The sequence below is a fragment of the Klebsiella sp. BDA134-6 genome, assembly GCF_015601345.1.
GTDB lineage: Bacteria > Pseudomonadota > Gammaproteobacteria > Enterobacterales > Enterobacteriaceae > Klebsiella > Klebsiella grimontii.
Genome location: NZ_CP064784.1, coordinates 1,572,981 through 1,587,347 on the forward strand (window position 1 = coordinate 1,572,981; position 14,367 = coordinate 1,587,347).

General features: G+C 59.8%; 13 protein-coding genes. 11 read left to right on the forward strand and 2 right to left on the reverse strand.

Annotation, left to right across the window (positions count from 1 at the left end; all coding sequences use genetic code 11):
* Positions 1 to 2 precede the first annotated feature (2 nt).
* From IYV58_RS07180 to IYV58_RS07200, 5 genes are read left to right on the forward strand one after another with little or no spacing between them, the layout of a single operon-like run.
* Entirely contained in the window at positions 3 to 896 is an 894-nt protein-coding gene (locus IYV58_RS07180) for an ABC transporter permease (protein WP_004130242.1), read from the forward strand.
* 3 nt (positions 897 to 899) lie between these two features.
* Positions 900 to 1,943, forward strand: coding sequence for an ABC transporter ATP-binding protein (locus IYV58_RS07185; RefSeq protein WP_004130245.1), 1,044 nt, complete (start codon positions 900 to 902; stop codon positions 1,941 to 1,943).
* Positions 1,933 to 2,943, forward strand: coding sequence for an ABC transporter ATP-binding protein (locus IYV58_RS07190; RefSeq protein WP_049114182.1), 1,011 nt, complete (start codon positions 1,933 to 1,935; stop codon positions 2,941 to 2,943). Before IYV58_RS07185 ends, IYV58_RS07190 begins: the two co-directional genes overlap by 11 nt.
* Before the next feature lie 18 nt (positions 2,944 to 2,961).
* Complete coding sequence (locus IYV58_RS07195) at positions 2,962 to 4,146, forward strand: amidase (protein WP_004130248.1); 1,185 nt, start codon at positions 2,962 to 2,964, stop codon at positions 4,144 to 4,146.
* Positions 4,136 to 5,404 (forward strand): Zn-dependent hydrolase, encoded by a 1,269-nt coding sequence (locus IYV58_RS07200; protein WP_004130250.1) that lies wholly within the window; start codon positions 4,136 to 4,138, stop codon positions 5,402 to 5,404. Before IYV58_RS07195 ends, IYV58_RS07200 begins: the two co-directional genes overlap by 11 nt.
* Before the next feature lie 639 nt (positions 5,405 to 6,043).
* Here the strand turns inward: IYV58_RS07200 and IYV58_RS07205 are convergent.
* Positions 6,044 to 6,934 carry a DMT family transporter gene (locus IYV58_RS07205; protein ID WP_087828694.1) on the reverse strand — a complete coding sequence of 297 codons (891 nt, stop codon included), beginning with the start codon at positions 6,932 to 6,934 and terminating at the stop codon, positions 6,044 to 6,046.
* 108 nt (positions 6,935 to 7,042) lie between these two features.
* Here IYV58_RS07205 and IYV58_RS07210 point away from each other — a divergent pair, with 108 nt between their 5' ends.
* Together IYV58_RS07210 and IYV58_RS07215 are read left to right on the forward strand one after the other, a co-directional pair.
* The gene (locus IYV58_RS07210; protein ID WP_087828693.1) at positions 7,043 to 8,377 is read left to right on the forward strand and encodes an aminotransferase-like domain-containing protein; all 1,335 of its coding nucleotides are present in this window, start codon (positions 7,043 to 7,045) and stop codon (positions 8,375 to 8,377) included.
* Positions 8,378 to 8,652: 275 nt separating this feature from the next.
* Positions 8,653 to 9,300: a LysE family translocator gene (locus IYV58_RS07215; protein ID WP_123828356.1), complete on the forward strand. Its 648-nt coding sequence runs from the start codon at positions 8,653 to 8,655 to the stop codon at positions 9,298 to 9,300.
* A 31-nt stretch (positions 9,301 to 9,331) separates the two neighbouring features.
* Here IYV58_RS07215 and IYV58_RS07220 read toward each other — a convergent pair whose 3' ends face one another.
* Positions 9,332 to 10,798 carry a MocR-like pyridoxine biosynthesis transcription factor PdxR gene (locus IYV58_RS07220; RefSeq protein ID WP_049113177.1) on the reverse strand — a complete coding sequence of 489 codons (1,467 nt, stop codon included), beginning with the start codon at positions 10,796 to 10,798 and terminating at the stop codon, positions 9,332 to 9,334.
* A 381-nt stretch (positions 10,799 to 11,179) separates the two neighbouring features.
* Between IYV58_RS07220 and IYV58_RS07225 the strand changes: the two genes are divergently transcribed.
* From IYV58_RS07225 to IYV58_RS07240, 4 genes are read left to right on the forward strand one after another with little or no spacing between them, the layout of a single operon-like run.
* Positions 11,180 to 12,031, forward strand: coding sequence for a transporter substrate-binding domain-containing protein (locus tag IYV58_RS07225; RefSeq protein ID WP_004130261.1), 852 nt, complete (start codon positions 11,180 to 11,182; stop codon positions 12,029 to 12,031).
* Between the two features lie 49 nt (positions 12,032 to 12,080).
* A complete protein-coding gene (locus tag IYV58_RS07230; RefSeq protein ID WP_049113179.1) occupies positions 12,081 to 12,722 on the forward strand; it encodes an amino acid ABC transporter permease in 642 nt (213 codons plus the stop codon).
* 14 nt (positions 12,723 to 12,736) lie between these two features.
* The gene (locus tag IYV58_RS07235) at positions 12,737 to 13,402 is read left to right on the forward strand and encodes an amino acid ABC transporter permease (RefSeq protein ID WP_004130263.1); all 666 of its coding nucleotides are present in this window, start codon (positions 12,737 to 12,739) and stop codon (positions 13,400 to 13,402) included.
* Complete coding sequence (locus IYV58_RS07240) at positions 13,395 to 14,156, forward strand: amino acid ABC transporter ATP-binding protein (protein WP_009653167.1); 762 nt, start codon at positions 13,395 to 13,397, stop codon at positions 14,154 to 14,156. The genes IYV58_RS07235 and IYV58_RS07240 overlap by 8 nt, the downstream gene beginning before the upstream one ends.
* Positions 14,157 to 14,367 lie beyond the last annotated feature (211 nt).

The window sequence follows — 14,367 nt, forward strand, 5'->3', positions numbered from 1 at the left end:
CGATGGTGGATACCGTGACGACCAAAGGCATTGCCGTCGCCGCCACGACGGTGGCCAGACAAGGCTACTGGCGCGGCGTGTTTCGCCGCTTGCTGCGCGACCCCGGGGGCGTATTCGTTGGCGCGATCATCCTCGTGCTGTTGACGCTGGCGCTGTTCGGTCCCTGGCTTATCGTCAAAGACCCGTATCAGACGTCGATGTTTTTACGCCTCAAGCCGATCGGTACCGACGGCTTCCCGCTGGGCTCCGATGAGCTCGGGCGCGACATGCTATCAAGGCTGATTCTTGGCACCCGGCTATCGCTATTTATGGGGATTGTCCCGGTGGTGTTCGCCTTTTTTATCGGTGGGGCGATCGGCATTATCGCCGGCTATGCGGGGGGGAGAACCAATACCCTGATTATGCGCACCGTGGACGTGTTTTACGCCTTTCCCTCGGTGCTGCTGGCGATAGCGCTCTCCGGCGCGCTGGGGGCGGGCATCGGTAACGCGCTGCTCTCGCTGACCCTGGTGTTCGTGCCGCAGGTGGCGCGTATCGCCGAAAGCGTCACCGCGCAGGTACGGCATATGGACTACATCGACGCCGCCAGGGCCACCGGGGCCAGCGCGTTCACCATTATTCGCGTGCAGGTGCTGGGCAACGTGCTGGGGCCGATTTTCGTCTTCTCCACCGGACTCATTTCGGTGTGCATGATCCTCGCCTCCGGGCTCTCTTTTCTCGGCCTTGGGGTTCGCCCGCCGGAGCCGGAATGGGGGCTGATGCTGAACACCCTGCGTACGGCGATTTATACCCAGCCGTGGGTGGCGGCGCTGCCCGGCCTGATGATTTTTATCACCTCCATTTCGTTCAATATCCTCGCGGACCGCCTGCGTGCGGCAATGGCGATTAAGGAGTAAGCGATGCAACCCTTTATCAATATCGACCTCGGCGGACCGGCGCAGCCGTTGCTGAAGGTCAACAACCTGCTGAAGCATTTTCCCGCTGGCGGCGGCAAAGCGCGCGAAGTGGTGCAGGCGGTGGACGACATCAGTTTTTCGGTGATCAAAGGCGAAACCCTCGGCGTGGTGGGGGAGTCGGGCTGCGGTAAATCCACCACCGCGCGGCTGCTGATGCAACTGCTCAAACAGGATAGCGGGGAGCTGATCTTCGATGGTCTGGAGGTGGGCTCATCGCGCCTGCCGATGAAAGCGTATCGCCGCCAGGTGCAGATGGTCTTCCAGGATAGCTACGCCTCGCTCAACCCGCGTATGACCATGGAAGAGAGCATTGCCTTCGGCCAGCGGGTACACGGCGTCAGCGCCAAAGAGGCCAGCGAATACGCCCGCTATCTGCTGGCGCACGTCGGCCTCGAACCGGAACGTTTTGCCCACCGTTATCCGCATGCGCTCTCCGGCGGCCAGCGCCAGCGCGTGAATATCGCCCGCGCGCTGGCGATGAAGCCCCGACTGGTGATCCTCGACGAGGCCGTCTCGGCGTTGGATAAATCGGTGGAAGCCCAGGTGCTGCAGCTGCTGCAGGAGCTGAAACGGACGCTGGCGCTGACCTATGTGTTTATCAGCCACGATCTGCACGTGGTGCGCTGGCTGTCGGACCGCATTCTGGTGATGTATCTCGGCGAGGTGGTGGAGATTGGCCCGGCGGAGCAGCTGTTTACCGCCTCGGCTCACCCCTATACCCGGGCGTTGTTAAGCTCGATGCCGTCGATGGACCCGCATAATCGCACCTTAACCTCTGCGCTGAACGGCGATCCGCCCAGCCCGATTTCGCCGCCTTCCGGCTGCCGCTTTCATACCCGCTGCCCGCACGCCAGAGCGGTGTGCGCCGAGGTGAAGCCGACGCTGCAAAGCGTCGGCGAGGGGCACCAGAGCGCCTGCCTGATGGCGCAGCCCGCGTCACCCTGGCATCAAAATATCGCCATTCAGGAGGTCAGCCATGTCGCATGAAGCTTACGTCCATATCCGCGACCTGCGGGTTGAGTTTCGCCGCGACGGCCAGACGGTCAACGCGGTCAACGGCGTCTCCTTTGATGTGCAAAAGGGCGAGGTCATGGCGCTGATCGGCGAATCTGGCTCCGGGAAAAGCGTGACCCTGCGCGCCCTGATGCGGCTGCATCCGCCGAAAAGCAGCGTGCTTTCCGGCACCCTGAAGGTCGGTGAGGACGAGGTGCTGACCATGAATGCCGGGCAGCTGCGGCGCTACCGCGGCGCGCGCTGCGCGATGATTTTCCAGGAGCCGCTGTTGGCCTTTGACCCGGTCTATACCGTGGGTCAGCAGATCGTCGAAGGGTTGCGTCGCCATGAAGGCCTGTCGCGCCAGGCGGCGCGAGAGCGGGCGCTGGAGGCGCTGCGCCAGGTGCGTATTCCGAGCCCCGAGCGGCGGCTGGATGCATACCCGCACGAGATGTCCGGCGGGATGCGCCAACGGGCGATGATTGCCCTCGCGCTCTCCTGTAACCCGCAGCTGCTGTTGGCGGATGAGCCGACCACCGCCCTTGATGCCACGGTGCAAATCCAGATCCTGATTCTGCTGCGCGAGCAGCAAAAGCAGCGCGATCTGTCGATTATATTTGTGACCCACGATATCGGCGCGGCGGTGGAGATCGCCGACCGGGTGGCGGTGATGTACGCCGGGCGCATCGTCGAAGAGGCGTCGATTGAGGAGATTCTGTATCGTCCGCGCCATCCTTACACCCAGGTGCTGCTGGGCAGCCGTCCGAAAGAGGGACTGAAAAAGGGCGATGCGCTGCGCTGCATTCCCGGCTCACCGCCGGATCTCTCGCGCCTGCCGCCGGGCTGCGCGTTTGCCGAACGCTGTCCGCACGCGCGTCCCGCCTGTACGCAAAGCCAGCCGGCCACCGAACAGGCCGGGCCGCGTCACGTGGTGAGCTGCCATCGCTGGCGCGAGCTGAGCTCGTCCGTTGAAAACCAGGCGCTTTACGCCTGAAGCCAGGAGAAAAACACGATGCAGGATGACCTTCGCGCGTTTATGCCCTATCCGCCGCATCCGGTGGCGCATGCGCTCAGCGGGCCGCTGAGCGGGTTAACCTTTGCGGTCAAAGATCTGTTCGACGTGGCGGGCTACCCGACCGGCGGCGGCAATCCGCATCTGCTGGCGCTATCCGGGATTAAAAACCGCACCGCGCCGGTGGTGCAAACGTTGTTAGATAACGGCGCGCGCTTTATCGGCAAAACCCATACCAGCGAGCTGGCGTATTCGATGAGCGGGCACAACGTTCATTACGGCACCCCGCGCAACGGCGCCGCGCCGAATCATATTCCCGGCGGCTCTTCGTCCGGTTCGGCGTCGGCGGTATCGAACGAAGTGTGCGACTTTGCCCTCGGTACCGATACCGGCGGCTCGGTTCGGACGCCGGCGAGCTACTGCGGACTGTTCGGCCTGCGTCCGACCCACGGCCGTCTTTCCCTCGACGGCTGCCAGCCGCTGTGCGCTACCATGGATACCTGCGGTTTCTTTGCCCGCTCGCCGGAGGTCTTTTCCGCCGTCGCTGCCTGTCTGTTTGCCGATGAACGCGCGGATCTGAGCGGTGTTCGGCTGGCCTGTCATGATGGGCTGTTTTCCCGCCTGCCGCTGCGCAGCCAGCAGGCGCTGCAGCCGGTTCGCCAACGGCTGGCGCGCTTTTTCGGCGCGGTAACCCCGCTCACCGCGCCGCTGCCGGACGTGGACGATATCTATCTCGCCTTTCGCCAGATACAGGGCTATGAAGCGTGGCAGGCGCAGGGCGAAACCATTGAGCGCTACGGCCTGCAGCTAGGGCCGGACGTCCGCGAGCGCTTTTTTTGGGGCAAAGCGGTCACCCGCGCGCAGTTTGACGCCGCCTGTCAGCAGCGCGAGCGTTTCGCCGCCTGGTGGGACGCGCAGCTGGGCGATGCGGTACTGGTGATGCCGACCGTTCCTGACGGCGCGCCGCTGCTGACGGCGCAGGCCGAGGAGATAGAGGCGGTCCGCCGCCTGTCCCACGACCTGCTGTTAATTTCCGTGATGACCCAACGTCCGCAGGTGACGCTGCCGGTCGCCCAGACGGGCGGTCTGCCGCTGGGGATCTCATTTTTAGGGCCGCGCGGCAGCGATCGTCTACTGGTTGAGCTTGCCGCCGCGTTTATGCAAGGAGACCGAAATGAGCAGTGATGTCCTTTTTACCCCGATGACCGAAACCACCGACTGCCGGATTAACGGCGAACGCCTGTGGAATTCGTTGATGACGCTGGCGGAAATCGGCGCCACGCCGAAGGGCGGCTGCTGCCGTCTGACGCTGACCGATCTTGATCGCCAGGGACGGGATTTGGTGATTAGCTGGGCGCAGGCGGCGGGGATGTGCGTCACCGTCGACAAAATCGGCAACGTCTTTATGCGCCGCGAAGGGCGTAATCCGGCGCTGCCGCCGATTGTCTCCGGCAGCCATATTGATACCCAGCCGACCGGCGGCAAATTTGATGGTAACTATGGCGTGCTGGCGGCGCTGGAGGTAGTGCGCACCCTGAACGATCGGGATATCGAAACCGAAGCGCCGATTGAAGTGGTGTTCTGGACCAACGAAGAGGGATCGCGCTTTGTGCCGGTGATGATGGGTTCCGGGGTATTTGCCGGGGTTTTCCCGCTGGAAACCATCTATGCCGCGCAGGATGCGGACGGTAAAACCGTGGGCGAGGAGCTGGCGCGCATCGGCTATATCGGCAGCCAGACGCCGGGCGATCATCCGATTGGCGCCTACTTCGAAGCGCATATTGAACAGGGGCCGATTCTGGAGGATGAAGAGAAAATTATCGGTATCGTGCAGGGCGTGCTGGGGATCCGCTGGTATGACTGCGTGGTGACCGGCCAGGAATCCCATGCCGGACCGACGCCGATGCGCCTGCGCCAGGATGCGCTGCAGGTGGCGACGCGTATTATGCAGGAGGTTGTGGCGATCGCCGGGCGCAGCGAGGAAGGGCGCGGTACGGTAGGGAGGGTGCAGGTCTATCCAAACAGCCGTAACGTGGTGCCGGGGGAGGTGACGTTTTCGATTGATATGCGCAATCTCAGCGATGCGCTGGTGGATGAGATGGACCGTCAGCTGCGGGCGTTTATCGCCGACGTTGAACGGGAGAGCGGCCTGAAGGTAGCGCTGAAAGAGGTGAGCCACTATCCGGCCGCGCCGTTCCACCCGGATTGTCAGGCGGCGATTGCCGACGCCGCGCAGCGTCTTGGCTATCCCGCGCGGGAGATTGTCTCCGGCGCCGGACACGACGCGGTGTATATGAGCTACCTGGCGCCAACCGGGATGATTTTTATCCCCTGCAAGGATGGGATCAGCCACAACGAAATCGAGTACGCGTCGCCGGAGCACGTTGAGGCCGGCGCGAACGTGCTGCTGCAGGTGATGCTGCAGTACGCGCGGGTAGTATAAACGACCGTCCTCCCCGGTCGCGCTGCGCTTACCGGGGCTACGGGTTTCCAGCCGTCTGCGGGGCGGTAGCCCGGGTAAGGCGTTTACGCCGCGCCCCGGGATTTCCGGGCCCGGTGCCTGAGGGAGGCAGTTTGGGTAGCCCGGACAGGCGCGCAGCGCCGCCTCCGGGAGATTTTCATGCAGCAGCGGATATATCTCTGAAACAACGTGATATGCAGCGATGCCCTGGCCCCCGCTGAAATCGGCGAACCGGAGGTCCGAAGACAAGGGCTGGCCGCCAGGGATGGCGGACAGAGGCGAATCGAGACACGACAAAATTGCCTGGAGCAATTTTGAACAGCGCTTGCGCTGGCCCCGTAGGGGCGAGTCCCAGGGATGGGACGAGTAATGTCGAGTTGAGCCGACCGCAGGCTGAGGTCCGGGAGGTGAGCGCAGTGCGCAGCACCGATTTCTTTGCGGGACCGCGGGGATTGTAAAGGGGGAGACGGTTTTCTCCCCCTTTACCCGTTCACCTACCACGGTGAGACATTTTCTGCGGAATAATAGTGAACGGAACCCCTGCACGCTTTCCCGGAGGCGGCGCTTACGCGCCTGTCCGGGCTACAAGGGCAATATTAGCGCCCACCTTCGGGAACGACTTTAGCGGCCAAATTTGCGCGAACCGATAACGCACAGAATCACGCCCAGGGTTACGTTCAGCATCAATGGGCTGACGGTTTCGTGCAGCAGCGCCGCCGCCAGGCCAAGCCCGAAGAACGGCTGTAAGAGCTGGAGCTGGCTGACGGCGGCGATACCGCCAGCGGCCAGCCCTTTATACCAAAAGATAAAGCCAATAAGCATACTAAAAACCGACACGTAGCCGAGCGCGGCCCAGGTCGATACCGACAGGGCGCTCCATGATGCTGGTTGGGTTATCCACGAGGCAACCAGCATAAAAGGCAAGGCGATAATCAGCGCCCAGCTAATCACCTGCCAGCCGCCGAGCTCCCGGGTCAGCTTCGCGCCCTCCGCATAGCCCAGGCCGCAGACGATCACTGCCGCCAGCATCAGCAGATCGCCGCTGAGCGACGCCGCCGCGTTTTGCGTCAGAGCGAATCCCACCACCAGCAGGCTGCCAATAACCGAAAAGATCCAGAAAGCGCGACGCGGACGCTCGCCGCCGCGCAGCACGCCAAAAATGGCCGTCGTCAGCGGCATAAGCCCGATAAAAACGATCGAATGTGCTGAAGTGACGTGCCGCAGCGCCAGCGCCGTGAGCAGCGGAAAACCGATCACCACCCCTGACGAGACAATCGCCAGCGGCATAAGCTGCGACACGCGCGGGCGTTGTTGGCGAAAGCCGACAACCAGCACGATGGCCAGCAGCCCGGCGATGGAGGCGCGCAGAAAGGTCAACAGAAAAGGGTCCATCTCCAGCACCGCCAGACGCGTCGCGGGCAGCGAACCGCTAAAAATGATGACGCCCAGCAAACCATTAAGCCATCCGGACCATGGCCCCGGCGCCGTGTTATGAACCGCTGAATCTACCACGCTAACCTCGCAATATTGGCTGTGCAGTGCCCGCTTGAGCAATGTCTGAAGCGATGGTAGTGTCCTTAATCTAATACAATCAAATTATTGTCATAGATACATTCACCGATGAAAGCCCGATACAAAACCATTGTCGACAGCTACGCGCAGGCGATTCATCGCGGACAGCTGCCGGCCGGCACCCGCCTGCCGACCCATCGTACCCTTGCCGCCGACGAACGCATCTCGCTGGCCACGGCCACCCGCGTTTATCGTGAACTGGAAGCAATGGGGCTGGTCAGCGGTGAAACCGGGCGCGGCACCTTCGTACGGGATATCTCGCTGCCGCCGGGGCACGGCGTCGATCAGCAGGCGGTGGCGGGCGATGTAGTCGATCTCAACTTCAACTATCCTTCGCTGCCGGCGCAGGGGGATGCGTTGCGCGAGGCGCTCAGGCGGCTGGCGATGGCGGGGGATATTGAATCTCATCTGCGCTACCAGCCTCATGCCGGACGGCTCTCCGAACGCGAAACTATCGCCCGCTATTTGACCGGTAACCGCTTTGCGCCTGACGCGGAAAACGTGCTGATCGTCAGCGGCGCCCAGCACGGGTTGGCGGTGACCGTGATGGGTCTTCTGCGCCCCGGCGATGTGGTGGCGGTTGATGCGCTGACCTATTCGGGCTTTAAGGCCCTGGCCGCGCTTTATCATCTGGAACTGGTGGCGATCCCCTGTCGCGCAGAGGGGCCGGATCTGCAAGCGCTTCACCTGCTGTGCCGGCAGCGGCGGATACGGGCAGTTTATACCATGCCGACGCTGCACAATCCGCTCGGCTGGGTGCTCACTTCTCGCCAGCGGCAGGCGCTGACGGACCTCGCGCGCCTGCATGACCTGCTGATTATTGAAGATACCGCATACGCCTGGCTGGTCGGCAATCCGCCGCCGCCGCTGGCCAGCTATGCGCCGGAAAGAACGGTTTATATCGCCGGTTTTTCGAAAAACGTTGCCACCGGGCTACGCGTGGGGGCGGTAATTTGTCCACCCTACTATCGGCAAGCGATTGAGCGTGCTATACGGGCGACGACCTGGAATACGCCTTCGTTGATGAGTTCACTGATCTGCGCCTGGATTGACGATGGGACGGTTGCGCGTTTTGCGGCGCAGAAGCGACGGGATGCACGGCTGCGGCAGTCGCTCGCGCGTGAGGCGCTCGGCGCGCTTCCCGTTGTGAGCCATCCGAGTTCGTACTTCCTCTGGCTGCCTCTGGGCGAGGAGAGCCGGGCCGATCGGCTGGTGAAAATGCTGATGGATCGCCACATTTCCGTGTCGACCGCCGAACCATTTTGCGCTGCCGCGAACGTGCCGCAGGCGCTCCGCATCGCCCTGGGTTCGGTTCCCCTGGATAGCCTGCGCGCGGCGCTGGTCCAGGTTCGCGAAGCCGTGGAGTATGAGCAATATCGCTAGCGTTTCGACGACGAGCGATGAGGTGACTGGTTAGTCACTTTTTATGGGGTAAATGGCGGGTTAATAGTGTTGAAATAAATGTTTGTTTTTTATTATTATGATTTGTAAGGTTAATTTTAAATTTGATGACAATTTAAAATTGTTACGGTAGTGTACATAAAACATCAAGTACGGTTGTGCTGTTGACGCTGAGCAAGCGCACGTCCTGAAGATACGACGTTGTTAATCATTTCAGGGGCGGAGCCGCGCCCTGTTCTGTACAGGATCCTTTTTCAATGCAGCAGCTCTACCTTTATATACTGATCGCCAGCCTGACCATTGCCAGTCCCGGCCCCGGTGTACTCCTGACGCTGACCAACACGCTGAATTATAATCTGCGTAATGCGATGGCGGGGATTATTGGGGTGGCGGTGGGGATGGGCGTCATATCGATTATTGCTGCCAGCAGCGTTGGCGTGATTATTACCACCTCTCAACTGACGTTGTTGATAGTCAAGGGGGTTGGGGCGGCCTATTTGATCTATCTGGGTGTAAAGCTCTTTCGCTCGGTGCCCCGCGCGCTGAATCAACCTCTCTCTTCTTCCGATATAACGATGCCTTCCGCCAGTCAGCGGTTTCGTCAGGGAGTACTGGTGTCGTTGTTCAATCCCAAACCCATTGTGTTTTTTATGGCGCTGTTCCCCCAGTTTATTCATCCGCAGCAGCCCTTTATTCCGCAGTTCAGCGTGCTGTCGATAACCTTCTGTATTCTGGTGGTTGTCATTCATTCACTCTACGGCCTTTTCGCACACAGCGTAAAAACGAAAATGTCGTCCGGAAATGCCTTCGTTAAGCTGAATAAAACTGGTGGCATCGTCTTTATGTGTTTTGCCGTCGGTCTCATTGTATCCGCCGTTCATCCTTATTTGTCGCTATCATCGTGAGGGCGCCGCGTTAAGGCAAGGGGCCTTGCGTTCACCCCATCTGCGCCAGCTGGCCACGCAGCACCTCCACGCCTTGTTCGATAGCGTCAGGATTAATGGCGTGAAACCCCATCCGAAAGAAGTTAGCCGGCGGCGCGTCGCTGAGAAAATGCCGCGCGCCGGGCTCAATCAGTACCCCGGCGTGGGCGGCGCGCCAGGTCAGCTGCTGGGTGTTGATTTGCTCCGGCGTGGCCAGCCAGAACGCGTTGGCGTGTTCGCTGCCGGGGATGATTTGGCACTCCGGCAGATGCTGCTGCAGCGCGTTGTTGAGCCGGTCCCAGCGCTGGGCCGAGTCGTAATGGTAGCGCCGCAGGTGGGTTTCATAGTGGCCCTGGGCGAGGAAATGGGCCATCTGATACTGAATATTGGTCGGCGGATGACGGTACACCAGCCGGCGCAACGCTCGGGCTTCATCAATCAGATCCGGGTCAGCGACCATAAAGCCCAGCCGCAGGCCTGGCGATAGCGCTTTTGACAGGCTGCTCACGTAGATGACTCTACCGCAGCGATCGCTGGCCTTCAGCGCCGGCAGTGGGTTGAGCATAAAGTTACTTTCAGAGTCGTAATCGTCCTCAATAATCACCGCGTCATGGCGAGCGGCATGCTCCAGCAGCTGGCTGCGCCGCGCCTTACTCATCGCCACCCCGGTTGGCACCTGGTGTCCGGGCGTCACGTAGTAGTAATCGCAGGAGGCGTCATTCAGGACGATCCCCTGTTCATCCACCGGATGCGGCACGATATCGGTATCGGCGAGCAGAAAGGTGTTAATAGCCTCGCGAAAACAGGGATTCTCCACGCCAACGCGCGTGCTGGATGACATCAGCAGGCGCGTCAGCAGGTAAAGCGCGTTTTGCGAACCGAGGGTAATCAGAATCTCGTCCGGCGCGGCGACAATGCCGCGCTTGGGCAGTACCCGGGTGCGGATCTGCTCAATCAGCATCGGCACGTCCTGATCGATATGATCCACCACCCACGCCGGGTCGCGCACGCCGCCGTGCAGCCAGTTCGCCGCCGAACGCCAGGTCGCCAGCGGAAACTGGCGGGTATCCGGCTGACCGTAGATAAACGGATAGCGGTAGTTCATCCAGCCGGCCGGTTTCAGAATCGACTCCTGCTGGCTGGGCGTGATTTGCAGCCGCGTGCCCCAGCGTGGTGCAGAACGCTCATCCTGGGGTGCAGTTTCTGGCGCGGCGGCGGGGTTGGCGTGCTGATAATCCGGGTGCAGGTAGTAACCGCTGCGCGGACGGCTCAGCAGATAACCTTCGTTAACCAGGCCCTCAAAAACTAGCGCCGTGGTGTTACGCGAGACCCGCAGCTGGCTGGCCAGCTGGCGGCAGGAGGGGAGCGGCGTGTCGGCGGAAAAAATGCCGCCCAGAATGGCGTTAATCAGCGTCTCGCGCACCTGCTCCTGCAAACCGCGGCGCGGGTCGAAATCAACGTGTAACAGGTGTCGGATCATGCCAGGCTCCTTACTCAAACGCTCAGTACAGGAACTGGAGCAAATTCCATACCACCCTGAGAATGACTGACACATCCGCGCGGTGAATCTGGCTCTATCTGGAAATTAAAAACCGTCCCTACAGTGAGAACCGACCCCATCAGGCTATTTTATTTGCCATTTTGGTCCTGGGCAGTGCTCACACTCCTCACGTACGACGTGTACGCTTCGGGTGTTCCGCGCTGTCCGTGTCCAGACTGGCTGCAAGAATGTACGCCTGATGGGATGGCTCTAAAAACGTATTCATCAGTCGCGGTTCGGAACTTCCGTCGGCACATATTTTGCAAAACCTTTTCATGTTCTGGAATGAACACGTCTGGCGAATTAATTAGGGGTGAATTAATGAACAAATCATTAGGTTCAATTTGTCTGGGCGCCATCATGGCGATGGCCTTTTCTTATCACGCAGCCGCCGCGGATCTTCCGGCAATAGAAAAATCCGGCACCCTGAAAGTCGCGACCGAAGATGATTACGCGCCTTTTAACTTTATGAATAACGGCCAGGCGGATGGCTTTAACAAAGATATGCTCGATGAATTACGTAAATACGCGAAATTCAACGTCGACCAGAGCATTCTGCCGTGGACCGGATTATTGGCGGCGGTGTCTACCGGGCAATACGATATGGCGTTAACCGGCGCAGTGATTACCGATGATCGTCTCAAGGTTTTTGATTTCACGCCGCCGTGGGCGTCAGCGCAGCACTATTTTGTTAAACGCGCGGGCGATAATTCTCTGAACACTATTGCCGAACTGAGCGGGAAAAAAGTGGGCGTCCAGGCGGGCAGCGCGCTGCTGGCGCGGCTGCCGGAGCTGAAAGCGATGCTGGAGAAAACCGGCGGTAAGCTGGGGCCGGTAGTGGAGTATCCCTCCTATCCTGAAGCCTACGCCGACCTTGCCAACAAACGGCTGGACTACGTGATTAACGTGGTTATCTCGGTCAACGATCTGGCGAAGGCCAAGCCGAAGGTGTTCGCTAAAGGTCTGGCGGTATCCGGCCCGGGCTATATGGCGTGGCCGATCCCGAAAAACTCGCCGCAGCTGCTGGCCTATATGACCAAGTTTATGAACCACATGAAGGAGACCGGCAAGCTCGCGGAACTACAGAAAAAGTGGTTTGGCGAAACCTATGACGATCTTCCTGACGTGCCAATCACCAGCCCGGAACAGTTCCATAAATTAGCCGGTCTGTAATGGGTTCTGCGGCGGGAAACCGCCGCCTGTTTAGGTGAAGGAGGGCTTCATGGATGCAATTTCCTGGCAGTTACTGATTGAAGGCGCATGGACGACCCTCTGGATTTCGGCCATCGCCATTGCCTTTGGGGTAGTGATTGGTCTGCTGATCGCCCTGGTGCGCATGCTGCGTATCCCGGTTATCGATCAGCTGCTGGTGATCTATATCAGCCTTGCCCGCGCGACGCCGCTGGTCACGCTGGTGCTGTTCCTGTTTCTTTCTCTGCCGACCGTCGGGATTAACCTCGATAAAAACGTCGCGGCGATTGTGGCGCTGACGCTCAATACCTCGGCCTTTAACGCCGAAATCTGGCGCAACGCCTTTCGCACCTTCCCCCGCGAACAGCGGGAAGCGGCGGAGTCGGTAGGAATGCGTCGCTGGGCCTACTTCCGCTATATCATGCTGCCGCAGATGTGGATTGAAAGCCTGCCCGCGCTGGTTAACGAGATGTCGTTCCTGATCAAGGGTAGCCCGGCCATTGCGGTGATTGGCGTGGTGGATTTGACGCGCGTCACTAACCGAATTTCTTCGGTCACCTATGAACCTCTTTCGCCAATTCTGGCGGCGGGTCTGCTGTACGTGGTGATTATTGGCCTGCTGCTGAAACTGCAGGGGATGGCCGAGCGTAAAGCGAAACGTCTGGCGCGATAAATACAGGAGGTACTATGAATCAGTGGGCCGTTATCTGGTCGGTGCGCGACAGCTTTATTGCCGGTTTACTCGCCACCCTTGAGCTTTTTATTACCGCGGCTATCGCCGGATTAATTATCGGCGTGGTCCTGTGCTATTTAACCGAATATCAAAAGAAAACGCTTAACCGGCTTATTATTGCCTTTGTCAGCTTAATGCGGGCGATTCCTTTTTTGATTCTTGCCTATTTGCTCTATTACGGGCTACCGCAAGTTGGTATTAGTATGGAACCGTGGACCGCCGGCCTGATCGCCTTAATTATCTACCATGGCGCCTATTTCTTTGAGATTTTGCGCAGCCAGCGCCGGGTATTTTCCGGCGGCTATATCGAGGCCGCGGTGGCGCAGGGATTTTCGCGCTACAAAATATTCCGCCGCATTATTCTGCCCAATATTCTCTCTTCAGCGCTACCGCTGATGGGCAATCAGCTGATTATCTGCCTGAAAGATACCGCGTTTCTCAGCATTATCACCGTCCAGGAGATAACCGCTGCGGCTAACAGCGTGCAGGCCACTTATTTTATCCCGTTTAACGCTTTTATCGTCGCGATTGGGCTCTACTGGGCGATCAGCATCCTACTGGAGCTGCTGATTAAGCGTCTGAGCGCCTGGGGAGTCAGAAGAGGAATGAGTCATGTCTGATACCACTGCAGTAAGCGTCAAAAACGTCTCTAAACAGTTTGATAACATTGAAGTTCTTCGTGATATCAACCTGACGGTAGAGAAGGGGACCGTGGTGAGCATTCTCGGCTCGTCGGGGTCGGGTAAATCGACGCTGCTGCGCTGCATGAACTGGCTGGAACAGCCGGATCGCGGCGAGATCCGCATCAGCGGCCAGCGGCTGGGTATTGATGAGCATAATGGCCGGGCGATGTCCCACCGCCAGCTATCGAAAATCCGCGAGCGGGTTGGCATGGTGTTCCAGAGCTTTAACCTGTGGCCGCACCTGACGGTGCAGCAGAACGTCAGCGAAGCGCTGCTGCACGTGAAGGGGATGAAGCGTGATGAAGCGAAAACCATCGCCATGCAGCAGCTGGAGAAAGTGGGGATGGCGCATAAAGCCGACGTTTATCCGATTACGCTCTCCGGCGGACAGAAACAGCGGGTGGCGATTGCCCGTTCGCTGGCGATGTCGCCGGAGGTCATTCTGTTTGATGAGCCGACCTCGGCGCTGGACCCCGAGCTGGTCAACGAGGTGCTGGGCGTGATGAAGGCGCTGGCCGCCGAGGGCTACACGATGGTGGTGGTGACCCATGAGATGGATTTTGCGCGCCAGGTCTCGGATGAGGTGGTGTTTCTCGAAAAAGGGTTGTTGATAGAGAAGGCGCCGCCGGAGAAGTTTTTCACCAATCCGGATTCCGAACGCGTCAGGCAGTTTTTGCAGAGCAGCCGCTAAGCATCAGCGGTCAATCTCCCCGGTGGCGCTGCGCTTACCGGGGCTACGGGTTTCCAGCCGTTTGCGGGGAGTAGCCCGGGTAAGGCGTTTACGCCGCGACCCGGGATTTCCGGGCCCGGAGCCTGAGGGAGGCAGATTGGGTAGCCCGGACAGGCGCGGCAGCGCCGCCTCCGGGGGATTTTCCGTCAGCTGTTGGTATCTTTCTGAAACT

Bases quoted from the DNA above. Each gene is read 5' to 3' on its own strand.
- IYV58_RS07180 (WP_004130242.1), top strand. From the start codon at position 3: ATGGTGGATACCGTGACGACCAAAGGCATTGCCGTCGCCGCCACGACG.
- IYV58_RS07185 (WP_004130245.1), top strand. From the start codon at position 900: ATGCAACCCTTTATCAATATCGACCTCGGCGGACCGGCGCAGCCGTTG.
- IYV58_RS07190 (WP_049114182.1), top strand. From the start codon at position 1,933: ATGTCGCATGAAGCTTACGTCCATATCCGCGACCTGCGGGTTGAGTTT.
- IYV58_RS07195 (WP_004130248.1), top strand. From the start codon at position 2,962: ATGCAGGATGACCTTCGCGCGTTTATGCCCTATCCGCCGCATCCGGTG.
- IYV58_RS07200 (WP_004130250.1), top strand. From the start codon at position 4,136: ATGAGCAGTGATGTCCTTTTTACCCCGATGACCGAAACCACCGACTGC.
- IYV58_RS07210 (WP_087828693.1), top strand. From the start codon at position 7,043: ATGAAAGCCCGATACAAAACCATTGTCGACAGCTACGCGCAGGCGATT.
- IYV58_RS07215 (WP_123828356.1), top strand. From the start codon at position 8,653: ATGCAGCAGCTCTACCTTTATATACTGATCGCCAGCCTGACCATTGCC.
- IYV58_RS07220 (WP_049113177.1), bottom strand. From the start codon at position 10,798: ATGATCCGACACCTGTTACACGTTGATTTCGACCCGCGCCGCGGTTTG.
- IYV58_RS07225 (WP_004130261.1), top strand. From the start codon at position 11,180: ATGAACAAATCATTAGGTTCAATTTGTCTGGGCGCCATCATGGCGATG.
- IYV58_RS07230 (WP_049113179.1), top strand. From the start codon at position 12,081: ATGGATGCAATTTCCTGGCAGTTACTGATTGAAGGCGCATGGACGACC.
- IYV58_RS07235 (WP_004130263.1), top strand. From the start codon at position 12,737: ATGAATCAGTGGGCCGTTATCTGGTCGGTGCGCGACAGCTTTATTGCC.
- IYV58_RS07240 (WP_009653167.1), top strand. From the start codon at position 13,395: ATGTCTGATACCACTGCAGTAAGCGTCAAAAACGTCTCTAAACAGTTT.